The organism is Pseudomonas sp. NPDC088885, from assembly GCF_044750025.1.
GTDB lineage: Bacteria > Pseudomonadota > Gammaproteobacteria > Pseudomonadales > Pseudomonadaceae > Aquipseudomonas > Aquipseudomonas rustica.
In genome coordinates, this window is record NZ_JBIVJB010000001.1 from 533,239 (window position 1) to 556,264 (window position 23,026).

General features: G+C 54.0%; 22 protein-coding genes. 9 read left to right on the plus strand and 13 right to left on the minus strand.

All coding sequences use genetic code 11. The features are described 5' to 3' along the window. Positions 1-2: 2 nt before the first annotated feature. A complete protein-coding gene (gene napE, locus ACIP1X_RS02290; RefSeq protein ID WP_400748912.1) occupies positions 3-179 on the minus strand; it encodes a periplasmic nitrate reductase, NapE protein in 177 nt (58 codons plus the stop codon). Positions 180-983: 804 nt separating this feature from the next. Here napE and ACIP1X_RS02295 point away from each other — a divergent pair. Beyond that, positions 984-1,343, plus strand: coding sequence for a hypothetical protein (locus ACIP1X_RS02295; RefSeq protein ID WP_212544489.1), 360 nt, complete (start codon positions 984-986; stop codon positions 1,341-1,343). Positions 1,344-1,892: 549 nt separating this feature from the next. On the opposite strand, the gene ACIP1X_RS02300 is transcribed toward ACIP1X_RS02295, so the two are convergent. Next, entirely contained in the window at positions 1,893-2,189 is a 297-nt protein-coding gene (locus ACIP1X_RS02300; protein ID WP_282357794.1) for a hypothetical protein, read from the minus strand. A 63-nt stretch (positions 2,190-2,252) separates the two neighbouring features. Next, positions 2,253-2,618 (minus strand): hypothetical protein, encoded by a 366-nt coding sequence (locus ACIP1X_RS02305; RefSeq protein WP_400748915.1) that lies wholly within the window; start codon positions 2,616-2,618, stop codon positions 2,253-2,255. Between the two features lie 235 nt (positions 2,619-2,853). On the opposite strand from ACIP1X_RS02305, the gene ACIP1X_RS02310 reads away from it, so the two are divergent. The 5 genes from ACIP1X_RS02310 to ACIP1X_RS02330 all read left to right on the plus strand — a co-directional run bounded on the left by ACIP1X_RS02310 (position 2,854) and on the right by ACIP1X_RS02330 (position 8,242). After that, on the plus strand, positions 2,854-4,515 hold the full coding sequence (locus ACIP1X_RS02310) for an ATP-binding cassette domain-containing protein (protein ID WP_400748918.1): 1,662 nt from the start codon (positions 2,854-2,856) through the stop codon (positions 4,513-4,515). 130 nt (positions 4,516-4,645) lie between these two features. Next, positions 4,646-5,206, plus strand: coding sequence for a hypothetical protein (locus ACIP1X_RS02315; RefSeq protein ID WP_400748921.1), 561 nt, complete (start codon positions 4,646-4,648; stop codon positions 5,204-5,206). 248 nt (positions 5,207-5,454) lie between these two features. Beyond that, positions 5,455-6,978 carry a T6SS phospholipase effector Tle1-like catalytic domain-containing protein gene (locus ACIP1X_RS02320; RefSeq protein WP_400748984.1) on the plus strand — a complete coding sequence of 508 codons (1,524 nt, stop codon included), beginning with the start codon at positions 5,455-5,457 and terminating at the stop codon, positions 6,976-6,978. Between the two features lie 8 nt (positions 6,979-6,986). Further along, on the plus strand, positions 6,987-7,649 hold the full coding sequence (locus ACIP1X_RS02325; RefSeq protein ID WP_400748924.1) for a DUF2931 family protein: 663 nt from the start codon (positions 6,987-6,989) through the stop codon (positions 7,647-7,649). A 95-nt stretch (positions 7,650-7,744) separates the two neighbouring features. Beyond that, a complete protein-coding gene (locus ACIP1X_RS02330) occupies positions 7,745-8,242 on the plus strand; it encodes a GNAT family N-acetyltransferase (RefSeq protein ID WP_400748986.1) in 498 nt (165 codons plus the stop codon). An 81-nt stretch (positions 8,243-8,323) separates the two neighbouring features. Here the strand turns inward: ACIP1X_RS02330 and ACIP1X_RS02335 are convergent, their stop codons facing one another. The 7 genes from ACIP1X_RS02335 to ACIP1X_RS02365 form a co-directional block, all read right to left on the minus strand. After that, positions 8,324-8,689, minus strand: a complete 366-nt coding sequence (locus tag ACIP1X_RS02335; RefSeq protein ID WP_400748927.1) for a DUF6124 family protein — start codon at positions 8,687-8,689, stop codon at positions 8,324-8,326. A 148-nt stretch (positions 8,690-8,837) separates the two neighbouring features. Beyond that, positions 8,838-9,203 carry a DUF6124 family protein gene (locus ACIP1X_RS02340; RefSeq protein WP_400748929.1) on the minus strand — a complete coding sequence of 122 codons (366 nt, stop codon included), beginning with the start codon at positions 9,201-9,203 and terminating at the stop codon, positions 8,838-8,840. 583 nt (positions 9,204-9,786) lie between these two features. Next, positions 9,787-10,239, minus strand: coding sequence for a hypothetical protein (locus ACIP1X_RS02345; protein ID WP_400748932.1), 453 nt, complete (start codon positions 10,237-10,239; stop codon positions 9,787-9,789). Positions 10,240-10,826: 587 nt separating this feature from the next. After that, complete coding sequence (locus tag ACIP1X_RS02350; RefSeq protein ID WP_400748935.1) at positions 10,827-13,652, minus strand: DEAD/DEAH box helicase; 2,826 nt, start codon at positions 13,650-13,652, stop codon at positions 10,827-10,829. A gap of 13 nt (positions 13,653-13,665) precedes the next feature. Next, positions 13,666-13,944 (minus strand): hypothetical protein, encoded by a 279-nt coding sequence (locus tag ACIP1X_RS02355; RefSeq protein WP_400748938.1) that lies wholly within the window; start codon positions 13,942-13,944, stop codon positions 13,666-13,668. Then, positions 13,934-14,746 (minus strand): Hachiman antiphage defense system protein HamA, encoded by an 813-nt coding sequence (locus ACIP1X_RS02360; protein WP_400748941.1) that lies wholly within the window; start codon positions 14,744-14,746, stop codon positions 13,934-13,936. The genes ACIP1X_RS02355 and ACIP1X_RS02360 overlap by 11 nt, the downstream gene beginning before the upstream one ends. A 345-nt stretch (positions 14,747-15,091) precedes the next feature. After that, entirely contained in the window at positions 15,092-15,895 is an 804-nt protein-coding gene (locus tag ACIP1X_RS02365; protein WP_400748944.1) for a 2OG-Fe(II) oxygenase, read from the minus strand. 268 nt (positions 15,896-16,163) lie between these two features. Between ACIP1X_RS02365 and ACIP1X_RS02370 the strand changes: the two genes are divergently transcribed. Continuing rightward, positions 16,164-17,135, plus strand: coding sequence for an AraC family transcriptional regulator (locus tag ACIP1X_RS02370; RefSeq protein WP_212551528.1), 972 nt, complete (start codon positions 16,164-16,166; stop codon positions 17,133-17,135). Between the two features lie 502 nt (positions 17,136-17,637). On the opposite strand, the gene ACIP1X_RS02375 is transcribed toward ACIP1X_RS02370, so the two are convergent. Then, the gene (locus ACIP1X_RS02375; protein WP_400748946.1) at positions 17,638-19,557 is read right to left on the minus strand and encodes a tyrosine-protein phosphatase; all 1,920 of its coding nucleotides are present in this window, start codon (positions 19,555-19,557) and stop codon (positions 17,638-17,640) included. 622 nt (positions 19,558-20,179) lie between these two features. Further along, the gene (locus tag ACIP1X_RS02380) at positions 20,180-21,103 is read right to left on the minus strand and encodes a carbon-nitrogen hydrolase family protein (protein WP_400748948.1); all 924 of its coding nucleotides are present in this window, start codon (positions 21,101-21,103) and stop codon (positions 20,180-20,182) included. An 84-nt stretch (positions 21,104-21,187) separates the two neighbouring features. On the opposite strand from ACIP1X_RS02380, the gene ACIP1X_RS02385 reads away from it, so the two are divergent. Further along, on the plus strand, positions 21,188-22,102 hold the full coding sequence (locus tag ACIP1X_RS02385) for a LysR substrate-binding domain-containing protein (RefSeq protein ID WP_400748950.1): 915 nt from the start codon (positions 21,188-21,190) through the stop codon (positions 22,100-22,102). A gap of 4 nt (positions 22,103-22,106) precedes the next feature. Here ACIP1X_RS02385 and ACIP1X_RS02390 read toward each other — a convergent pair whose 3' ends face one another. Further along, positions 22,107-22,361 carry a hypothetical protein gene (locus ACIP1X_RS02390; protein ID WP_053120827.1) on the minus strand — a complete coding sequence of 85 codons (255 nt, stop codon included), beginning with the start codon at positions 22,359-22,361 and terminating at the stop codon, positions 22,107-22,109. Positions 22,362-22,514: 153 nt separating this feature from the next. On the opposite strand from ACIP1X_RS02390, the gene ACIP1X_RS02395 reads away from it, so the two are divergent. After that, entirely contained in the window at positions 22,515-22,832 is a 318-nt protein-coding gene (locus ACIP1X_RS02395; RefSeq protein ID WP_008088645.1) for a YqjD family protein, read from the plus strand. The last annotated feature ends 194 nt before the right edge of the window (positions 22,833-23,026 follow it).

Consider the following 23,026-nt stretch of genomic DNA (forward strand, 5'->3'; position numbering starts at 1 on the left):
GATCAGTTAGGCGGCCCGGGCGGGCCATAGAGCATTTGGAAAAACCAGATCATGAAACCGTAACCACCGACGATGGCGATGGAAAGCAATGGAAACAGGCACACGACCAGGAAAAGGAATAGACGCGTTTCCTTGCGGCGCTGAGTTTTTGGCTCATTTGGCTCGTTGAATGTTGGCACTGTGATGCCTCCGGCCTGATGGGGAATCAGACTAGAACAGTTGGCAAAAACACAACGGCGAGAGAGGGGTTTTAGCGATCAATGGCAACTTTATTAGTTGGGTTAGTGCGATTGGGTTTAGCCGGTGAAGTTGTTAAAGCTTTTAGCAACTAAACACCGCGCACCGCGTTTCATTCGCAACTAATAAAATTTCTTATTAAAAGAAAATGAGCTTCGCCCTACCCCAAATTCCGAGTACAACCCCAACCCCTGTAGGAGTGAGCCTGCTCGCGAAAGCGCCAGTACATTCAACATTCCCTTGCCTGACACACCGCCTTCGCGAGCAGGCTCGCTCCCACAGTAAATTTGTGGTGTGCCCCGAATTCCATGTACGACAGAAAACCCCTGTGGGAGCGAGCTTGCTCGCGAAGACGGCGGCACTCCCACCATCACCTAACCTGACCCACCGCTTTCGCGAGCAAGCTCGCTCCCACAGTAAATTTGTGGTGTACCCCGAATTCCATGTACGACAGAAACCCCCTGTGGGAGCGAGTTTGCTCGCGAAGGCGGCGGCACATTCAACATCACCTAACCTGACCCACCGCTTTCGCGAGCAAGCCCGCTCCCACACTGGACTTGTGGTGTGCCCCGAATTTCATGTACGACAGAAACCCCCTGTGGGAGCGGGCTTGCTCGCGAAGACGCCAGCACATTCAACACCTAAACAACGGACCCACCCTGCCCAGTCGCAACAATGGCAAACCACCCCCACCCTGCTAACCTCACCCCAACCCCGCTAAGCATCCCCCACCACTGGATACCTCGATGAACTTCCGATGTCCTGACTGCAACCATCTCGTCAGCCACATCCCGCCCACCCACAAATGCCCCGATTGCGGCCACTTCTCCCACGACTGGCTCATCGACGACTGGGAAAGCTTTGCCGCCATCAAACGCAGGCACATCCACTACAACCTCATCATCATGGGCCTCGTCCTGATCAACATCCTGGCCGCCATCCTTTACCAATCAACCAACCCCTTCCAGTGGCTGATCAACCTGATCTTCCTCCCCGCCTTCATCAGCTGGATCCTCTGCCGCAAGCAGCTCAGCCAAAAAGCCCACTACAAAGGGCATAAAGGCAACATCGTGTTCCCATGGTTCGCAGGCTTCGGCGGGCTATAACTAATCGCCAACCCCTGTAGGAGTGAGCCTGCTCGCGATAACGTCTATCCAGCCAACATCAACATTGAATGCCCCCCCGCCATCGCGAGCAGGCTCACTCCTACAAGGATTTTGCATGCTTACCCAGACCCCAAACCCGCCACCAACACTGTGGGAGCGGGCTTGCTCGCGAAGGCGTCAGCCCATCCAACCCAAATCCAACAGCCATCAATCCCGCCGCGCCACGGTAAACCCCTGCCAGGAAAAATAGGCAAGTCTCAATAAAACCTTCTGTGGCGAGGGAGCTTGCTCCCGCTGGACTGCGCAGCAAGCCCTCTTTTTGATTTCAAAAAAATGGGGCAGCGCTGAACGGATCAGACTACAACCGAATGCGTATTTGCCTACGAAATCTTCGGGAAGTGGCTGGCTTGGACTGTGCTCCCCGCCACTCTATCGTCAACCTATTTCGCCCAAGGCAGTACGCCGTTCTACCCATCCAGAACAGGCCAAACCCTTGGGCGTTTTTTATCGAAGAACGTGCGGGCCTAAAGCAGATGAACTGTGCCCCGCTCACTCATAAAACTTCCCAGCCAACAAAATAGCCGCACACCGCCGCCAGACATTCGACACTGCCGCATCCGCCTGAGCATTCCTCGAAGTAGCAACCGCCCAAGCAGCTGCCGCATCAAGAAACGTATCAACCGATCCATTTTCCCAGCCCGATGCGTCCGCCTCATAAGGAGACGATGCAGTCGCCTCCTCCAACGCCCGCTCACGGGAGAAATCTGCACCCAGCGCAGCGACGAACTCGGTGAACGATTGCTCATCGGTCACACGTTCCAGCAACTCATCAAGATCTACAGACATAATCATCCTTGCGTCGAAAGGTTAGCGCCGAAAAACACGTGATAATCACGAGGAGCCCAAGCGCTACGCATCAACCTCAACATAACTCGACTCCCCACCCCCACTCGCCCCCGACAGCCAGCCCCAGACAAAACTCAACGTCGTCCGCCCCACCTCATCAACCCCAACCGTCCCCCGCGACCAACCGGAAAGCATCTCGCCCTCCGTCGTCAAACAATGGAAAAGCAGCTCAATCGTATCGGCCCCAGTAACCCGGCCAACCTGATGCCCCGCACGAATCCGCCCGCCCTGATAAGAACTCAAAATGCCTGAGCCCTCCACACGGTAATGAAACACCGTGTCAGCCCCCGACAACCCTTGCGCGTTGTTCGCTACGGCAAATCGACGGTCGTGCAAACGCTCGGTGACTTGTGAAAAAGCAGATTCCATAAAGGCTGCGTCCTTGTGTTCAGGGTTTCCGTTCCGGTTGCCGATCATCCTAACCCAACGTCCGACCATCATTGGGAGGTGCCCGCCACTCAAGCGCAAAAACTACAACATCGCAGGCAATCGCCTACAACCACCTCGGATCTCACCGACTTGTTTGTCCTCAGGTCAAACCCTATCGTTGAGCGCTTGCCGCAACCCAAGCAACTCGCTTTAACCCCATCTAGAACGGATTCATATGAACTGGGTCAGCCATTACCTGAAAAGCTTCAAAATAATCTCGAACAACTATCGATGGTTTACCGCCAGCTTCATCGCGGTATCCACACTGTTCACACTCTGCAGCGCCCTTAATTCCTTGCTTCCAGTACTACTGAGAAATGCCGCAAACACCTTTGACGGCGCTCCGAACGCAAGCACTCAATTCCTCTTATTCGCAGGTTGCTACGCCTTACTCTGGACAGTCTCACAAGTGCTTTCCAGCGTTCGCGGAGTCTTTTCAGCGTGGATACTCGCCAAGTGCGACGCGACTCTTTACGAAACCATCCTCACCCGAATTTTTCAGTACGCTCACAGCAAACAGCGAACGCTCGACCCTGGCTATGTAGCGGCTGACATCAATCGATCGGCCAGCAGTTTCAGCCTGGTCACCGTGGGCGTTTTCTGGACAATCGTTCCTATCGCGGTTGAAATCATCGTCGCCATCAGCGTGCTTTACACCATTATGGGTGCGGCTTACGCGATGCTGTTTCTCGTCGCCTGCGTCGCACTGACATCCCTGGCCATCTACGTCGCCAAGTCCAGTTCAAGCATTCATCGCGCCTTGTTTGAAGCCGACAACAACCTTTCAAGCTATACCGTCGAAAGGCTTGGCAGGGTTTACGACATCAAGATCAACAACAGCCTGCCCAAGGAACTCGCCCTTGGCCGAACCTTCTTCGACAACTACGTCAAAACCATCAGAGACGCCAACCTTCGCATGGGCATTCGGATTGCCTGCCAAGGCTTGGCCATTGGCGCCGTACTGACATTTTTCATACTGTTATCCGGCCTGTACTACCGCACGAATTTTACGGCTGGCGATTTCATCATGATCGTTGGATACATCACCCTGTTCACCCTGCAACTCCATCTATTGGCGGGCACTCTGTTCAACCTTCAAGCCCACCTCATTTCTTTGAACGACGGCATCAAATACATCGAGGAAGACATTAAAGAGCAGTACCACCCGAAGCATCACGCAGACGTCGAAGGCTTTACGCTCACAGGCGTAACACTGACAAAGGACAACAGAACCATCCTGAATAACATCAACGGTCAGTTGATGTCTGGCGTAAATATCATTTCAGGAAAATCCGGCGCGGGAAAAACAACGCTGGTGAACATTCTTTTGGGTCTCGAAGAATCCCATACAGGAACGGCCCTCTACAGAGGACACCGGATCAGTGAGGCACTCACCGAACACATACTGTCAGAGATTTCCGTCGCGCCGCAAAAACCGGTTCTGGTGTCCGGTACGTTCGAAGATAACCTGCTGTATGGCGCTGGTGATGTATGCCAAAACAGGCTGAAGGAAATTGTCGAACTGCTCGGATTCACACGGCAAGGCACTGACGCTGACGCTTTGCTGGCAACAGTAATAGACGTCGCCGGCAGCGGATTGAGTGGTGGTGAGAGACAGCGAATCGCCATCGGCCGGGCGATATTAAGAGACAAGCCCACGCTGATACTGGACGAACCCACTGCCGCGCTTGATGAACGAACCGCGCACAAAATCGTTGAATGGCTCGCCCTGCATACACGCAACTTGATCATCGTCACCCATGACGAAAAGCTGAAAAAGAAGTACGGCATAAAAATAGAATTGAATGAGATCACCGCTGACTCTGTTCAGGTGTGACCCCGCGGAGTTCAAAAATCATGATCGCCGGGTGAGAAGGCAACTTGCCCAAACGCTGTTCCACGCTAAGTTTAAGGTTAGTGACAACAATGACCCCGCCCTCGCCCAGTACGAATCCACGGGAGGCTTGATGAACAACTTCCCGATCGTCGCCACCGTTCTCTCGATGATCCTCGGGCTCTCCGTCACTCGCCTCCTGCTCGGCGCTCTCACGGTATTCCGCATCCGCCGCGTGGCAGCGCCGGATTGGGTGCCGCTGGTCTGGGCGGTGATGCTCTTCACCACGCAACTGGAATTCTGGTGGGCCGTCAACGCACTGTCGACGGTCAAACAGACCTTCTCGTTTCTCGAATTTCTATTGCTGGTGATGCTGACACTGTCGCTGTTTGTCACGGCAGCGTTGTTGCTGCCGAGCCGTAGCGAGGATGAGCAGAGCGGATTGCGTGTCTACTTCGAACAGGATGGGCGATACGCATTGCTGTCGCTGTCCACGTACCTGTGCCTGGGGATGGTCGTCAACGTCATGTTGTTCGGCGCCTCGCCATTAGCACTGTGGGGCCTGCTGGACGCGATCATGATTGTGCTGCCAATCTGCGCGTTCTTCGCACGATCGCGTAAAGGCTATACGACCATCACCCTGATCTACGTGCCTCTGAGCGTGATCGACTTCATCATTTCGCTGGCGACCTGAAGCACCCTTCTTGCCTGAAGCCCGCTAAACCTACAGGGTGATCCCCTCCACTATTTTCTTTCATACGCGCATTTTTATCGGCTCTGGAACAAGGCCTAGGTGGTTGTGTTTTCACCGCGAATAACAAGACGTTTCCTACAGATTGGCCTATGACCTGACTGTTAGCCTCCGGCTTCCCTTACATGGAAAGTACAGAGAGGCCAGGATTGAGCGAGACATCCGATTGGGTAACGGCTTGCGATCACATCATGCCGAACGTTTGCCGGCCCGCCCCCGTTAACGCCCTGCGAACGCGCGCAACATCCAGGCCCGCCGTGCCGCCACAGCGCCAAACACTCATCGACAGTGGCCCGCGTACCGCCAGCGCAACAACCAGGATTGCCCTGCGCATCGGGGTGTTTTTTGATGGCACCGGAAACAATGCGGCGAACACCGCATTGGGTTTGGCGTGTGGCGCCCAACATCCCATCAAGCCTGAGGATCGGGACGCCAGTTGCAAGCCCTATATGAGTGATCCTGATAGTAGCTATGGGTGTGATGTCACTAACATCAAAAAGCTCAGCGCTGTTTATCCTGTTTCCGACCGCTCAGAGGGCGGAGGCTCCACCAAATCGATCTCTCGAATGATCTATTTGGATGGCATTGGCACGGCTGCCGGCGAAAAGGACAGCGTCATCGGCTCTGGAATGGGTCGAGGGATCACAGGGGTTGTTGGACGTGTCGAGTTGGCGTTCCAATTTATTGCCGACTACATCGGCAAAGTCATTCTGGAAAACCCGAGTTGTGAAATCACCGACCTAACCTTCGATACCTTTGGCTTCAGCCGAGGCGCTGCGGCTGCAAGGCACTTCGCCAATGAGGTAGCGCGCGGTAAAACAGGGCTGCTCAAGCAAGCCTTGGAAGCGAATGAAGAAGGCTTCAGCAAAAGCTTTCTCGACTTTTATAAAAGCGATATCAACATGGGCTTCATTGGCCTGTTCGACACCGTCGCGTCCATTGCCGGCTTGAGTAACTTCGGCAGGGTTCAAAGTGCTGCGGCCCCTGGACTCCATTTGTATCTACCACGTTCATTGTTCTCAAACGTGGTGCATTTGGTAGCGCGCGATGAACATCGGGCGAATTTCCCATTAAGTCGTGTCAAGCCAGATCACCTGGAAATAAGCTTGCCCGGAGTGCATTCGGATATCGGCGGAGGCTACTTTGCTGAAGCGGAAGAATGTGTTCTGGTGGGGCCGATGCAAGGGCTGACCGTGACAAAGGGAACGGCTATTGCTACGACCTCAATCTATCGTGATGCCGAGATACAGAAGGCTCGGATGGTTGCTCAGGGCTGGCCGGCCTCCATGCTAGACATCGTCACTCCAGATCCGAAGCTGTTGGACATCGACTCTCAGGATCGAATGGCCGACCGAGAAGAACGCGCTTATGCCGGGCTGCAAATCGCGCGTCCTGTACGGGGTGATTTGTCTCGAGTGTATTTAAAGCTAATGCACGAGCTAGCCAAGCAAAAAGGCGTACCTTTCCAAGATATCCCGGAGTCGCCTGAGTTTCAGGTTTGCGCAGAGCTTCAACCACTTTGTGATAGGTTCCTCTCGGGTGACTACGGCATTTCTCCCTCTGAAGAAACAATGCTGAAGCTGCGATACATTCACTCTTCAGCTCATTGGAATAATCCGCTCGATGAGGGAGGACAACGCGAGTTGAAACTGCTTTATATCAACGCCCCCACCGCTGATGGCGTGCGCGTGCAACATCCCCACGTGCCAGATTGAGGTCAAGGATGAACAGGTTTTTTATTGCCCTCGTGGGCATGCTGCTAATAAGTGGTTGCCAAGCCACCGATCCCCTCTCGAGCAAAGGTGATCCGCATTCACCATGGTGGAATCTCGATTTTCAAGGGCCGTCCTACATGCTTGGCTGGGTCGAGAACAGCACCGTCGAGGATGTTGATGGCCGAATAGTCAATAATCACTTCGGTGGAACGCTGGGTACTGATACTCCAGAGGATGGCACGGAGGCAGCCAAAGGCTGGCACAGAAAAGGTGGAGACAGCATCAAGCTGGTAACCGGAGCGGCATTACCCAAACGAATTTTCGTTCGCTGGCAATCCATTGTTGAACCTAAAACCTACAAAGTCTGGGTGGATATATCAGAGGAAGCCCGACAAGCCTTGAAAGCTTCAATCGCTCGGCGATGCCCGGAAACGCCAAACAAACGCGCCCCTTATGCCGCCTCAATGACGTTGGGATTAGCGCCAGGTGGTGTCGTCCAAGTCTGGGTGAAGGACAGCTGCTTCAAACCCATTAATGTCGGTCGCGCCCAAGCTGAAGTGGAACCTCTAGGCCCGAGCCAGGGAAAGACCGAAGGCCGTTATGCCTACAAGCTCAACGATAAAACCCAGCGTTACATCGAACGCTTCGGCATCCCTTATGGAAGCTGGTAATGCCGCGACTGGCGCTACTCGGGGCGTTCAAACTATGGCAGCAAGAAAATGCCAGATCTTTCTCAGCAGTCACGTACACGTTTGGGATACTTGTTATGCCTGTTTCCACTGATCAAAACACCGCTTTCGTTTTATGCGCAGCTTCCGATAACGATCTTGAACATCTGGTAACCATCAGAATTGAGGCCATGCGCGAGAGCCTTGAGCGGCTTGGTCGATTCAACCCGCATCGTGCGCGCGAACGATTTCTTGATGGCTTCGACGCCCGCAACACACGCCGCATAGAAGTATCAGGTCATGTGGTTGGTTTTGTCGTTGTTAAAGACTACCAAGGCGAGCTGCTGCTTGATCACTTGTATGTGATCCCCAGTGCTCAAGGAGCAAGGATCGGCTCTGGCGTTCTCACTCAAATTTTCAGAGAAGCCGATGAGGTCGGGCGCGCCATCAGGGTTGGCGCGCTCAAGGAAAGCGCTTCAAATCGTTTTTACACTCGCCATGGCTTTGTATTCGTCGAAAGCGGTGAATTCGATAATTATTATGTTCGGGTCAGCGGGAATGCTGATAATTCCGCAGACGCAGATCGGTTGATCTAACCCGGTCGCGCTGCGGAAGATCAAGGTGGCGAACGATGTATTGCTCCGAACCTAATCGTCCGCCACAGGTTACCTGCAGCCCTAAGCCGAAGCCTTCAGCTCAACATTATCCAGCGCCTTATTCACCGCCAACTCTCCCAACATCACCACCTGCGCAATCCCCAACAACGTATTGCGATTCGGCCCCTCCAGCATCCCGGCAAAATCCCCAAGCATCACCGTCGCCGAGGCCAAAGACTCACACGCATTGACCAGCAACGTCTCAGTATCAGATTGCGGATTAACCATGAACAAAGTGCTGGGGCTATACGGCGTGGCCATGATCTTCTCAGGCGCAAGATAATGATCGAGCGCCCGCTCCGCCGCATCGTGAAGCTTCCTCGAATCGAACGATTCATAAGGCGACACCGGATCCGTCACCGGCGCCTTCGGTGGTGTAGTGCTCATCAACTAAAACTCCAAACAGCAAACATCAAATAAACCCCTGTAGGAGCTGCCGAAGGCTGCGATCTTTTGATCTTCTTCTTACAACCAAACGCAAAATCAAAGAATCGCAGCCTGCGGCAGTTCCTACAGGGCGATCGCGGCGGAATCGCTAGTGCGGCAAGCGACGGCCATCCAGCACTCGATTGACCATAAGCTCACTCAGCATGATCACCTGATGCAGCATCAACAGCGCCCGGCGTTGCGAGTTGTCAACGTCATTGCCGATATCACGCGCCATGTCACTCGCGGCGGCTAACGATTCGCAGGCTTCGACGAGCAGGGTTTCTTCGTCCACGGCGGGATCGACCAGGAAGATCTGGCTGGTTTTGCGGGAAGGGATTGAGAGTTTCAGTGCGTCGGGGTTGAGGTAGAAATTGATGGCGCGTTCGGTCGCCTCTTTTATCTTTTGAGGTTCGAGCGCTGGGTCGTACGGGATCGGATCGGCGTCCGGTGGGTTTGGGGTAACTTTGAACATAACAGCACCTCTTTCTTGAAAGAATGAAGAGCCGTCACTTTCGCTACCAAACGAAGGGTGGCGGCCATACGTGGGTTGGTAGACCGGTCAAGACAGAGAAAACCCGGCGCTCCCGGAGGAGCCCCACGCATGGCCACCATAAAGGCAGAGCCTCAAAAAAGAGACTGCATAAGGTGAAGCCGAACGTTCGTCAAGATACGGGCTACCAAACCCGATCACTGTTTTTTGCAGTGACAGGTACACGATATAGCCCGCTCCGTAATCGCGTATGCCAGCGGATTCTGAGGTGCGCGTAGGCAACGGCGCAAGGCGATGTAGCCTTTATGGCGTAACGGTTTGTGTAATTTAAACGCGCCTGCGGCGTTGTGTTTAAGCAGAGCAAAAACCCATTTTTACCGTGGAGTTTCGAACATGCTAGGGCTAGAAGTGCTACACGGTGCAGATCACGTTTAGTCAGACGTGCCTCCTACCCAATGACGAACAACCACCTTCGGCCAGAAACTGACATCGGTATCTATAGATTACCGGCGATTTGGTTAAGGTAGGAAAAGGTGGACGGTTCAGCATCCACACGAGCGAACGTCTATTCAAGCAAGAATCCGAACACTGTTAGGGAGTTCGGATTTGATTCGCAGGCAACTGCCATATTCGTTCCCAAATCCATCGGCGCGACAGCCCGGTATGTGTAGGTCATCTTCGCTAGACTGTCTGCTAGCTCCTTTGGCGCATGCCAAGTTTTAATGGCCGCATCCCGAAGGTGGTCGATTCCCGCGCCCGAGTCGCGGGCTTCCGCCATCTGGATCACAATAGTAGCTGCGCCGTTACACATATAGCGTTTGCGCACATTCGGATCGGAGCTAGTGCGCTGCATCTCTTGCCTCTGCTCCTGCTCCAAGAGCTGCGAGCGGGTATTCCTTTCATCTAGGCCACCAGCCCAATTTGACCACGCTTCGCGCTGCCCGACTACGTTGGCCGCGCTGGCCGCGAGCGGTACGACCGCAAGTAGTAGAGCGGTTCCGAGAATTCTGAAGCTCATTCCGTACCCTCACTCAGGGATGCCTTCATCAAGTAAGGAAGCCAAATCCTTGCAAACCTATGCAATTTATTACTCTTTGAAACCGTGGCATGCCGCAGGCTTGCCGGGCTGTGACGTATTTTCTTGGCTAGGCAAAAATTATTCTCTGTCTCAAGGCGCACTAGGTAATGCGTCCGGGCATTGGGAACTAACACTTAAGGCTTGTCGAGCGGATCGTGAAAAGGAGTCTATGGACGGTGGGGCGGTCCACTTTTCTTTTGCCGATAGCCTCTTATCATTTCAGGACAAATCATGCTCCTTGATCTGGATTGCACATGACGTTGCTTGATTCGTTTTTGCGTGGTTGCCATACCCCTTTCCAGGCGTGCCGATTTGTCGCTAGTAGTATGCGAATTTTCGGCTGGGGTTTTAGAGAGTGAAATCCTGAGGTTCAGCTATTGGTCGTTTTCTGCCCATCGCGAGAGGCAGAAAACGGCCAAAATCGGCCTTCAGTGAGCGGCTGCTTTCGGCCAGCAGCAGACGTTCGATCTAATCTGGTAATGTGCACCGCAGTTCTTCGAAAGTAGCTAATAGATAGAGCAGCCAAGTCAAACAAACTTTGGCAATAAAAACGCACTCGGCAATCGGGATAGCGCTTTTCCAAGCAGTTGTTTATTGTTTATTAAAATTTTGTAGTCAATAATGTTTGGGTTTTCCCGAACACTTTCCAATTGCTGACTGATCAGCTTGCACACCTCTCTATCAGCGAATCCTTGTCCATGTAACCAGATTTTGAATTCGTCTGACAGGCCAAGTTTTAGCTGGTTTTGAAGTAACCTAATATGATTGAGCAATGTTTCATTAAGGGCCTTGCCTTCGACAATGTCGCCGACAGCTCCAACTATTAACATTCCGTCGTAGGAGAGTGCGGAACAGAAATCTACAATATGCTCTTGAGTAATCGAGTAATAAGTGCTTTTTGCTTTGACGAAAAGGTTGTTTTGTTTGGCATAAGTCAGAATTTCCGCATAACTTATTTCATTGCACCAGTGAGTTGCAATATTTACTGCTTGATCCTGCGGGGAAAAATTAGAGATGATCTTCTTGCTGGAAAACAAGACGATTAGAGGCCAGCACACTCCGAGTAGATCTTGAGGAGAGTCACACAACTCAAGTTCAAATAATTGGGATTCTATCCAGCCTTCAATATAAACAAGCTGATCAAGTCCGAGCAGAGTTCGACCATAATATGAGAACTTCTCTTCAGGTATTACGCTTAATCTTGAATGGATGGCAGTAAATATAGCAACTAGCTGGTCTTTAACATCTTCGCTCGCGAGATGATATGCAAGAGTTTCACAAGCTAGATCTAGAAAATATTCTGTTGACAATAAAGAACTATCATCCCTCAAGGTCGACATGAAATAGCTTTCAATGGAATGAAGGATTTGCTCCTTTTTATCCAAAGCCTGCATAAGCTCAGTAAAGCTTTCTTCAGAGACTTTGGATTCCTCGCAATGTTCGCGCCACAGTGCTCTTTCCCTGAGCGGGCTAGAAACGAAATTGATAACGTCATCTTCACCTTTTGTGATAGGGAATGGTTGAACTATCTCCATCAAGCTACTCATGCACTCTTCGGCATTATTAAAATTTAGAAGTTTTATAGTTCTATCCCATTTGTCACGTCCACTCCAGTGAAATCGGTTGTCGTATATTTTTGGGTCAGTGAAAATGATCCCACCTTCGGTATGATATCCTGCCCGTCCAGCGCGACCAATTAGGTTTTGGAACTCCCTAGTGGAAATCCTTTTACCACCCTGCAATACGTTTGAGATTAGAAGGTATTTGATTGGTAAATTGACACCCTGCGCGAGGGTCGAGGTGCATATAACGAGGTGACCAGCGCCCTTGTCCATAGCCCATTCAACCGCAATTCTGAGACCATTTGGAATGGCTGAACTGTGGGGCAGAACTCCGAGGGGAATAGATTCAGAAAATATGTGTTGATCGGAAAAGTGTAGATGTGACAGAAATGCAATTTTCTGAAGCTCGACGCTATCTGAGACTGAGCTAGGCGCAGGAATTGATAATCCTCGTTTGTATACATCTACAACAGTTGAACATAGACTAATGACTGTTCTCTTATCCCCGCAAAATATAGCTGTCGGCCCCTGCTGGCATAGTCTAAGTCCCAAATAGCAGGAAATTGATTGAACCTTAGTCTTCGTTGGAAAAAAACGAGCCTTGCGTTCTTTTCCTCGCAGCTCAAGCCTTGACTGTTGGATGATCTTTGGGACATATAGGCCGCTGTCGCGTTTATTGTCAGGACGGAGGTAACTCAGTTGACCCATTTCATGAAACCAACTTAAAAAAGCTACGCTTTTAATAGATGGCAGCCAATTACTGCCCTGGATGCTGAGGCTAGACTCTCCATTCAGCCAGTCGCCAATTGTTTCTGCGTTAGACATGACCGCTGAAATCAGCACCTTTTGTGCTTTTTCAGGTACGGTCTTCTTCAGCGAAGCAATCAAAAGCTCGTAGGTAACCCCCCTTTTACCGCTATCAAATTGATGGCCTTCGTCAAATATCAGTAAGTCAATTTGTTTGGCCAGAGAAGGTTCATGCCTGAGAAGATAAACTAACTTTTCCGGGGTGGTAATTATGATCGTGTGATCATATTTACCTTTAAAATCGTCACCAAGCAAAAATTTTAGAAACTCCTGCTCATCCTCATCCACACTTGTAACATCTCTAAGCTCGTTGATGTTGACGGAGTCATACTCAAACGATGCATTGAATCCCTGAGTAATTTCCCGGCATAAAGCACGGAAAGGGGCGACAATAACGGCTAGTTCTGCACGACCGGAGAGAAATCCGCTCCGAATAATCAGCTCGATAGATTTGGTTTTACCCGCACTAGTTGGCATTTGCATAACTGCTGATTTACCCTTCAGCACGCCCAAGCTTCCTACTAAGCGCTGCGCAGGCCAGAATTCCTTAATGAATTTTTCATTTGCAAGCGCTTTGTGCCAACGATTCTGATCTAGGCCAGAATATTTAGGCAGGCAAATCAATGACGAATTATTTATTTTTCTTTTAATTAAAGCAGTAATGGTATCGATCAGCAGTAACTCTCGATCTGAGCCGGTTGCATATACGGTGGTTCTGAATTCATGTAGCTCGTCTTCCACATCTGACAAATCCGCCTCCATATTCATAAAAGCGCGATAAGTCGTTGCAGTTCTTTGAATCTGCTCGTTATAGCATCCAGAGGAAGAAATAACGAAATTTTCATTCAGCTCAGATTTTAGCAACCATATTAAAAAACTTTCGAGCCTACTGCTTGTCAGCTCAGCAGTATTTTTTGAAACTGCTCTGGCAAGTACCAATGCGCTCCCTGGCATGTCGGCAAGATAATATGAAGCCGAGCTCAAAATTTTTAGATACTCATCTATTTCGGTTGTTAAGCGAGAGACTTAAAGATTCAAAAAATTGTCCAGCTACTAACAATTGTTTCCTCAGTTCTTGCTTATGCTCTTCGCGCTCGTCTGAGGGGCGGGACTCAAGTGCAGCTAACTCTCCGAGCACTCCAATCGTGAACACTAGCAATCGCTTAGGATCCTGAGGGAGCTCAACGTGATATTCCTCCTCGATCCCAAACTCGTACTGTTTAGCTTTAACACGTGTCACATCAAGTATTTCAAGACCTTTATTTTCAAGCTTCATCTGCGGCTCTCCGATAAAGCTCGTGAATCAATGACATCAGTTCAATCCCACTCACCAGAAGTAATTCGAGGGTATCGGCATTAGGATGATTGCCAGCATGTGAAGTGCATACCACGCTCTCGTGTAGCGATGAGGATGTGTAAACCGCGGCGGCGCCGTACTTGCGTTTGCAGGGATAATCCGGTTCGCGCTGGAAGCGTTCAATCAAGTCGACTCCATCATAATCTTGTCGATCAAATAACCTCTGACGCATAGCGTTCAAAGACTCTGCAATCCTAACCTCATCTTTGACAGAGTCATCTATTGCGTTCTGAAGGACATTGATATTTGTCTTTTCAGTTGCTTTTGCTTTTACTTCAAATATCAGTAATTCATCTTTTTCACTGATTACATTCGGATTTTTTTTGAAAGCGATTACGTCTGATCCCTTGGAGGATTCATTCGCTATGATCTTCCGATCATAGCGTGTGCGAGGGACCGCATAGTTTCTAATGTATTGAAGGTAGTCAGCTATTAGAATCTCTGCGAAATCCCCGGCCCGAATGCTCGGGCCCGGGGCAATCGATTCGCTGGGAAATTTTTCCGTGATCAGATATTCAGAATTAGTTTTTGAAGGATTTTTTAGGTAGCGTAATTCTTGGTCACTACAGTAGTGATTTCTAAAATGTCTCGCCCAACTGGACATTATGGAAATGTCTAATGCGTTGTGGTTGAATCGATAAACTGGGATCGAACGGCCACAAGCCGAGGTGTAGGTGCCATCGGGCTCAAGCCAAGTGAGATGGGCTGCCAGTGATGTCATTTCACGTCCTATGTGTACGCCAGCATGAGGCATTTCTCAACGATGCGTAGATTCATATTGCCATAACTCTTTCCCCTGTACAGAGCTCGCTATCGCTTCTTCGACCGGTTATCAATCAGTGTCCATAAGCGATCTGTTTCCCTAATATCACGGGATTGGTTAAACCGAACCGCGGTCTCATCTGTGTTAACGATTTTTGGAGCATGAGTGGCAGCCGTTGGCCTAACGCTGCGGGTCACGAATGACCGCTTTTGGCCGGTTGCTGTCGGATACAACTGGCAGCTATTGGCCGAAAGCAGACCTAGCGAGAGGCATTCAGCAAGCAACACATAAGCATTGCCGCGCTCAACCTTTCTTTTTAAACACCTTCTCGACGTAATACTTCAAACTCCACCGATCCTTCGGCCGCGGTTTATAGTGCGTTTTATTCCTCTGCCCCGGCTCCCCACCCACCCCACTCGCCGTGTAGTAATAAAGCGCAATCGACCGTCGAGTGATGTGCTCCGGCGTAGTCAACGGCTCCGGATGCCCGTGATTACTGTCCTTATCCGTATTAAAAATCACACACCGGTTATAAACCGGCAGCACCTTCTTCAAGCATTTCTTCATCCCCACATCCCAAAGCTCCAGGTTGCCGCCGTACGCCTCCTGCCAGTCCTCGGTCAGGTAGATGATCACGTTCAACCGCCGCTCAACGTTGAGCTTTTTGTTCAGGCGAAAATCCGAGTGCACGCCCAAGAAGCCGCCGGTTTTGGTTTCGTGTAAACCGCCGCCCGCGAAGTAAGGATCTGGAATCAACCCTTGTATGCCGGTGAGTTTTTCGAGGAATTCCAGCATCGGTGCGGAGTTGAAGGTGTTGAAGACGTTCTTCAGGTAGGGGCTGCAGGCGTTGGGGCTGATCTGGCGTTTGAGTTGGCCTTTGTAGCCGCGCTCGTAGATTTGTTCGTTGTTGGTCGGTTCGACCGGGAAGTGTTGGCGGATGCTGGCGATGACGTCTGCTTGCAGGAAGTTGTCGATGACGATGTGCGGGAATGGTGTGGCTTGGGTGTATTCGCTGGTCAGCGATTCGCCGAAAGCGCTGGCGGCGTTTTGGTCGAAGTCGAGTTCCGGGGTCAGGGTGATGGGGAGTGTTTGCGTGTTGGCTTGCATTGCCGCTCCAATGTTCTTCAAGTCTTTCAGGTCACGTCAAACAGGGCCAGGCGCTCGGCGCGGTGCCGCTGTTTGTTCGCTGGGTACAGTGGCGAGCAGGTTGCCATGTCGGCAATGGCCTGCCGAGTGTACTTTTCCGAAACGTGCTGTGGCGCTGTAACGACATGTTTCCGGCTGTCACAAACTGGTCATATTTCCTCTGCTAATCTCCTCGGCGCCCTACCCCTACACCCCTGTCCTAGAGCCCCCACACGAAGGTGCCGCCACGGTGTTTCCGACTCCCGTTCGCCAGCAAATTATCCTGCGCTCCGACAACCTCCGTTCGGACGATTTCGGTGCACTTTTTTCGAAGTTGTTTGGTAATCGCTATGCCGATAATCCGCCGCTACCGTCGAACATCATTATTGGTGGGGTTTACGGGCGGCACGATGGCGTGAGTTTTCGGCGGATGCATTATCACGGCGATTTCACGGTGTCTTTTCCGGATCAGCAGGATGAGATTACGTTCGTCATTCCTACGGCGGGCAAGATTGTTTTTAATCATGCGACGGAGTCTGTCGGCGTGACGCAGGTGGGGCTGGCGATTGATAAGGCTGAGATTCGCTCGATGCGGTTTTTTGATGATCATGCGCATCATGGGATTTCGGTGAATCGGCATCAGTTGACGGAGCGGTTGTCGGCGCTGTTGGGCAAACCGATTCTGGAAAGGATTGTGTTTGAGCCGAGTGTGAATCTGGACTCGGCGGCGTTTCAGGGGATCAAGGCGTTGATTGATCTGGCGACGGGCGCGGAGTTTGATGCGCTGATCAACAGCGGCACGTTGATGCCGTCGCGGTTGCGCGAGATGTTGATTGATGCGGTGCTGGAGGCGTGGCCGCACAATTTCACCGAGGCGCTGCGGCGGCCGGCGCCGATGGTCGCGCCACGGCATGTGAAGTTGGCGGTGGAGTTTATTCAGGCGCATCCGGAGCAGTTGGTGAGTGGTGTGGATCTGGCGCGGTTGAGTAATGTGAGTCAGCGGGCGTTGCAGGAAGGGTTTCGGCGGTTTGTCGGGACGTCGATTGTGGCGTATCAGCGGCAGGTGCGGCTGGAGCGGGCTTATGAGGTGCTGGCGCGGCGGGATTCGGGGTCGGTGACGGAGGTGGCGTTGAGGTTTGGGTTTAGTAATGTGGGGCGGTTTTGTCAGTATTTTCAGGGGGCTTATGGGGTGAGTCCGGCGGAGTTTCGGGCTCGGGGGTGATTGGGTAGCAGGTTTGCAAGGTGACTTGTGGTGGGGGGATTTATCACCTTGGGCTGCGTTGCAGGTCTGGTTTTTTGGGGCCGCTGCGCGACCCAACGGGGATAAATCCCCTCACCACAGGGATGGTGTGATTCTTTAGGTAGTTGGTTGAATTTCAAGGCTGCAGGGTCAGGCTGTTGGATTTGGGGTGACTCATTAGTAGCTTGGAACACCATTGTGGTGAGGGGATTTAGCTAAACGTCGCCCGGTTGGACTGCGTAGCTGGCCTGATTTTTTGGGGCCGCTGCGCGACCCAACGGGGATAAATCCCCTCGCCACAGGGGTTTTGGGGTGGTTTGAAGATTTGTGGTTGGAACGCAATTTGTGGGAGCGGGCTTGCTCGCGAAGGCGGTGGGTCAGTCGATTTGATGTTGACTGATCTGGCGCTTTCGCGAGCAAGCCCGCTCCCACATTGGGTTTTGCGGTGTTTTTTGGAGTGGGGTCGTCGTTGACCTCGCTTCTATCAGAAGGCGTAGCTCGCTTTTAGGCCGCCGTTGAAGCCGTGGCTGTCGCCGCCGCCGTTGGCGCCGATTTCTGCGCCCAGGCTCAGGGCGCCGAGGTTGGCCATCACGTTTACCCCGCCGCTGAACTGATCGCGGTTGTCGAAGGCGGCGCGTTGTTCGATATCCAGCCCTAGCAGGTGGCTTTGGCTGTCGACTTCGTTATCCCCCAGTGTGCGTTCGTAACCCACTTGTACGCCCGGCACCAGTTGCCATGCGCCCATCGCCACCGGGGCGAAGCCGACGTTGAGGTTGGCGACGGCGCTGCGGCGGGTGGCGGTGTTGTCGTCGACGTCGAGGGCCAGTTCGCTGCCCTTCTCTGTGAAGCCGTTGAGGTCGAGGTGGCTGACGCGGAAGCCCAGGCTTGGCTCGAAAACCATGCCGTTGACCGGGGCGCGGTAGCCGAGGGCCAGCGTGGCGCCGGTGAGGTTGCCGTGGGTGTCGCCCTTCGCTGAGCCGAGGCCGCCGCCGAGGTCGCGCTTGCTGTCGTAGTCGACGTAGCCGGCACTGCCGTTGGCGTCGAGGAACAGGCCTTGTTCCAGGCTGGTGAAGCCGTAGCGGGCGCCGACGTTGAGGAAAGTGAAGTCGGTGTCGGCTTCGCCACCCGCACCGCCGACGGTGCCTTTGCTGTAGCCGAAGCCGCCGCGTGCGCTGAGTTGTTCGCTGAAGCGCTGGGTGATGCCGACCATCAGGCCTTGGCTGTGTTCGTTGCTGCTTTCGGCGTGGGACGAGCCGTCGGTGCCGAGGTAGCCGGCCAGCGCGGTCGTCCACAAGCGGTATTGGCCGACTTTGAGGTCGGTGCCGCTGGCAAATGGTGCGGCGGCTTGTTCGATCATCGCGTTTTGGCGCAGCAGGTAGCTGGCGGCGTCGGCGTGTACCTGGCCGCCGACCTGGGATTCGACACCGCCGAGGGTGCCGGCGTCGATGGCCGATTGCAGGTAATAGTTGTAGGCGCTGTAGGTGCCGGACAGATTGGTGTTCTGCAATTCGCGGAGCAACTCGGCGCCGGCAGCGGCGTTGCCGATCAGTCCGGCCTGACCCGGCAGGCTGTTGTATTCGACGAGTTTGCCGCGCAGGACGTAGATGGTTTCCTGCGACAGGCCGAGGCCTTGTTTGAGGTAGTTGTCCATGGTGCCGTATTGCGCGGTGACTTCGTCGAGACCGGCCTGCAAGTAGCTGGCCTGCACGCCGAGCAGCGGCCCGTAGACGGCGGCCATGCTTGGCGGCATCGCTTTCAGCGTGGCGGCGACGCGGGCGGCGGTGTAGTCGTTGGTCGCGAGGTAGTTGGCCATGATTGTTGCGTTGTCGACACCGGCGATGCTTTGCAACACGGCGGCGGTCCAGCCGGTGCGGTCTTTACCGGCGGTGCAGTGGAACAGTTGCGCGGCGTCGACGCTGGCCAGCGCGTTGAACAGCGTGCCGAACTGGCTGCGCATGCCGGCATCGTTGACGAAGGCACGGTTGGTCTGTTCCATCATGGCCACGGCGTCGGCGGCGCTGTTGAAACTGATGTTGGTGATGTTCGAGCCGGAGGTGGTGGCGCCGATGATGTCGATGTTTTGGTAGTTCGCGCCGTTGAGCATGGTGTCGGGCGTGCCGGCGATTTCGCTCGGGGTGCGCAGGTCGTAGACGGCTTTGATGCCGAGGCTGTTGAGCGTCGCCAAGTCTGCCGCCGACGGCGTGATCGCGTTGGAGCGGTAGAACACGCCCGCGCGCATGGTGCCGTCGTGGGCGGTGGAATAAGCAGTGGTGATGCCGGCGACATCGCGGAAGTTGTCGATGCTTTTCAAGCGCGGCGTGTCGAGGGGCACGGACTCGGCAGCGTGAGCAGCGGCGATGGACAGGCTCAGTACGGACAGCGAACACACAAGACGTTGAAACACGGTGCAGCCTCATTGTTTAAGCGTTGGGCTGCTGACTATGCGGAGCGAAGTGATACTGAATATGACAGTTTCGGTTTGTCGTGAAATGGCTGCGCGATTGGGCCGTCTGGTGCGTGATTGGGCTGTGGGGGTATAAGTTTTGGGGTGTCAGTTAGGTTGGTTGTTGGCTGGGATAACGCTTTCGCGAGCAAGCCCGCTCCCACAATTGAACTGCGTTCCCCCAGAGGTTGCGCGGTTTGCAGGTGGTTTGTGTAGGAGTGAGCCTGCTCGCGATCGCGGTGGTTCAGATATTCAAGGGGTGACTGATCGAATGCGATCGCGAGCAGGCTCACTCCTACATGAACAGTATGTATCTGCCGGTTTATGAACACCGCTGAAACCTGTGGGAGCGGGCTTGCTCGCGAAGGCGGTGGGTCTGCAAAAGTGATATGGCTGACACACCACCATCGCTGGCAAGCCACCTCCCACAGGGATTTGAGGTGTGTTCAGGATGGTGGGCATCACACAAAACCTGTGGGAGCGGGCTTGCTCGCGAAGGCGGTGGGTCAGTGACGGTGATGCTGGCTGACACACCGCTTTCGCGAGCAAGCTCGGCTCCCACAAAGTCCGCGGTGGTTTGGGGTTATTGGGTGAACCGCACGCCCGGTTTGGCGCGTTCGTCGACGCTGAGTTCGAAGATGTCCGGGCGGGCGTAGTGGCCGACGACGTCGTAGTCGTAACGCGCGCGGATCAAATCATCCGTGTCGATTTCTGCGCTGATCAGGCCGGCTTCATTGCGCAGCGGCCCAGCCAGAACGTCGCCCATCGGCCCGATGATCACACTGCCGCCGGCGATCAATGGGCGCTCGGCGGGCCAGTTGGCAACGTCCACACCCAACTCGCGCGGCGACGCCTGCACCTGGCACGCACTGACCACAAAACAGCGCCCTTCATGAGCAATGTGGCGCATGCTGACCTGCCACATCTCACGCTCATCAACCGTCGGCGCGCACCACACTTCTACGCCCTTGGCGTACATCGCGGTGCGCAGCAGCGGCATCATGTTTTCCCAGCAGACCACCGCGCCGAGCTTGCCCACCTGCGTGTCGAGCACTGGCAGCGTCGAGCCATCGCCCTTGCCCCAGATCAGCCGTTCCGTACCGGTCGGCATCAGCTTTCGGTGCTTGCCGACCAAACCCTCCTGCGGATCGACGTACAGCACCGTGCAATACAACGTGCTGCCCGCGCGCTCAATCACGCCGATCACCAGATTGGCCCCGGTGCGCGCCGACAAACCGGCCAGCGCCTCAGTCTCGACACCCGGCACATCGATGGCGTTGGCAAAATACCGCGCATACGCCTCGCGCCCTTCCGGCAAGCGATAGCCCAATTGCGTACCAAAACCTTCGCCTTTCGGATAACCACCGAGCAGCGCTTCCGGCATCACCACCAACGCCGCGCCGGACTCAACGATGGCCGCTTCATAACTGAGTATCTGTTCGAGGGTTTCGCCTTTACCACCCGGCAAGGAGCCGATTTGCAGCGCAGCAACAATTGATTTGGCCATCTCGGTTCACTCCATAAGATCAGGTGTTGCTGATTCTCCGGCCGCACGGGATCATGAATAAAGCCCGATTCACTGCTGAATGATATGAGCCTTATGAATATCGCCACCGTCGACCTCAATCTGCTTAAAGTCTTCGAAGCCCTGCATGAAGAGTCCAGCGCCAGCCGCGCCGCGCTGCGTCTGGGCGTGACGCAATCGGCGGTCAGTGCAGCGTTACGGCGTTTGCGCGATGTGTATGGCGACCAATTGTTCGTGCGTACCGGGCGCGGTCTGGCGCCAACACTAAAAGCCAATCAGCTGAAACCGGTGGTCAGCGAGGCGCTGAACAAGTGTCGGCAGAGTCTGGCGATGGTCGACCCGACGACGCAGCAGTATGAGGGTCGCTCGGTAACCGTCGGCCTATCGGATGATTTCGAGATCGCCTACGGCCGGCGCCTGATCGAGGAAATTGCCCGCAGCGCGCCGAAGTTGCGCCTGATCTTCCGCCAGACCCACAGCCAGATCGTCGCCCGCGATCTGATGGAGCGCAGCATCGATCTGGCGATCACCGCCGGCGGTTTTGCCGAGCGCCTGCTCAGTCGTCAGGTGTTGGGCGAAGGCGGTTACGCGTGTCTGGTCGATCCGGCGAGCCTGGCGCCCGGTCAGCAGGAGATCGATCTGCAGGAATTCGTCGCCCGCGAGCACTTGCTGGTGTCGTCCGGGGGATTTATCGGGATTACCGATGAGGGGTTGGCGGCGCTGGGTTTGAGTCGTCGGGTCTGCGCCTCGACCACGCATTTTGCCGCGCTGCCTTATCTGCTCAAGGGCAGCCAGGCAGTGGCGACCATCCCGACGCACGCCGCCGAGAGTATCGCGGCGATCAGCGGGCTGACGTTGCTGCCCTGCCCGCTGCCGTTGCCGCGTTATCCGATCGAACTCGGCTGGCGCACCAGCACACAGATAGATCCAGTGGTGGTGAAGGTTCGCGAGGCGATTGCCGCCACGTTCACACCGGGCTGAGGCGTTACTTGTTCGCTGCCATCAGGCGATTGACTTCACTGCGCACCATGTTGGCGAATTCCGGCGGCGACATGGTGTCCAGTTCCGAACGTACCCATTCCGCCCATTTGCCTTTGCGCTTGCCGCGCTCGCCGAACAAACGCGCGGCTTCGCCTTTGGCTTTGCCCAGATTGTTCTGCCAGAGTTCGAACAGACGGGATTTCTCGTCCTCGAGCGCCGCGCGCTCAGCGAGGGATTTGTCGGCCAGATTGAAACTCATGGGGATTTATCCTGCTGCGTAAAATGGCGACATCTTACACGCTCGGCGGAAATCTCCTGCGCAGGTTTTGCCTGTTGATCTACATTCAGTGCAACTTTTCGCGCACCGTCGCACTCCATTGATCACGTCCATTCAACTGCAAGGAGTCACCCAATGGCCCGGAAATCCGCCGTGCAAGCCGCCCAGGATCAAATCAAGGATCAAGCCTTCAGTGAGCTTCAGGCGTTGATCGAAGAATCCGACAAACTGCTGAAGAACAGCGCTTCACTGGTTGGCGAGGAAGCGGAAACCCTGCGCGGGCAAATCGCCCAAAAATTGCAGCAGGCACTGGAATCGGTGTCCAGCGTGCGCGACCGTACCAAGCCAGCGGTAGACGCCACCGAAAGCTACATCGGCGGCCATCCATGGCAGACCGTGGCCATCTCGGCCGGTTTTGGTCTGGTGGTAGGGTTGCTGCTCGGTCGTCGTTGATTTTTCTGCGCGATTGAAGCGAATGCCAGTCAGTTTTTGCTGACTGGCATTTTTGTTTGTGGATGCTGCTCTAGGTGCAAGGCTTTGAACCGGGGTGATGCCTTCGCGAGCAAGCCCGCTTGTGTCTTGCGTAGGAGTTAGAATCGGGATGAGAGGGATGGTTGGCAAGCTGAATGCCCGGGGTGCTTAAAGCA

Excerpts from the sequence above, each read along its gene's own strand:
- ACIP1X_RS02330 (WP_400748986.1), top strand. The coding sequence starts at position 7,745 with ATGCCTGTTTCCACTGATCAAAACACCGCTTTCGTTTTATGCGCAGCT.
- ACIP1X_RS02345 (WP_400748932.1), bottom strand. The coding sequence starts at position 10,239 with ATGAGCTTCAGAATTCTCGGAACCGCTCTACTACTTGCGGTCGTACCG.
- ACIP1X_RS02320 (WP_400748984.1), top strand. The coding sequence starts at position 5,455 with ATGCCGAACGTTTGCCGGCCCGCCCCCGTTAACGCCCTGCGAACGCGC.
- ACIP1X_RS02365 (WP_400748944.1), bottom strand. The coding sequence starts at position 15,895 with ATGCAAGCCAACACGCAAACACTCCCCATCACCCTGACCCCGGAACTC.
- ACIP1X_RS02380 (WP_400748948.1), bottom strand. The coding sequence starts at position 21,103 with ATGGCCAAATCAATTGTTGCTGCGCTGCAAATCGGCTCCTTGCCGGGT.
- ACIP1X_RS02385 (WP_400748950.1), top strand. The coding sequence starts at position 21,188 with ATGAGCCTTATGAATATCGCCACCGTCGACCTCAATCTGCTTAAAGTC.
- ACIP1X_RS02300 (WP_282357794.1), bottom strand. The coding sequence starts at position 2,189 with ATGTCTGTAGATCTTGATGAGTTGCTGGAACGTGTGACCGATGAGCAA.
- ACIP1X_RS02295 (WP_212544489.1), top strand. The coding sequence starts at position 984 with ATGAACTTCCGATGTCCTGACTGCAACCATCTCGTCAGCCACATCCCG.
- ACIP1X_RS02390 (WP_053120827.1), bottom strand. The coding sequence starts at position 22,361 with ATGAGTTTCAATCTGGCCGACAAATCCCTCGCTGAGCGCGCGGCGCTC.
- ACIP1X_RS02305 (WP_400748915.1), bottom strand. The coding sequence starts at position 2,618 with ATGGAATCTGCTTTTTCACAAGTCACCGAGCGTTTGCACGACCGTCGA.
- ACIP1X_RS02310 (WP_400748918.1), top strand. The coding sequence starts at position 2,854 with ATGAACTGGGTCAGCCATTACCTGAAAAGCTTCAAAATAATCTCGAAC.
- ACIP1X_RS02340 (WP_400748929.1), bottom strand. The coding sequence starts at position 9,203 with ATGTTCAAAGTTACCCCAAACCCACCGGACGCCGATCCGATCCCGTAC.
- ACIP1X_RS02395 (WP_008088645.1), top strand. The coding sequence starts at position 22,515 with ATGGCCCGGAAATCCGCCGTGCAAGCCGCCCAGGATCAAATCAAGGAT.
- ACIP1X_RS02315 (WP_400748921.1), top strand. The coding sequence starts at position 4,646 with ATGAACAACTTCCCGATCGTCGCCACCGTTCTCTCGATGATCCTCGGG.
- ACIP1X_RS02335 (WP_400748927.1), bottom strand. The coding sequence starts at position 8,689 with ATGAGCACTACACCACCGAAGGCGCCGGTGACGGATCCGGTGTCGCCT.
- ACIP1X_RS02325 (WP_400748924.1), top strand. The coding sequence starts at position 6,987 with ATGAACAGGTTTTTTATTGCCCTCGTGGGCATGCTGCTAATAAGTGGT.
- ACIP1X_RS02355 (WP_400748938.1), bottom strand. The coding sequence starts at position 13,944 with ATGAAGCTTGAAAATAAAGGTCTTGAAATACTTGATGTGACACGTGTT.
- ACIP1X_RS02360 (WP_400748941.1), bottom strand. The coding sequence starts at position 14,746 with ATGACATCACTGGCAGCCCATCTCACTTGGCTTGAGCCCGATGGCACC.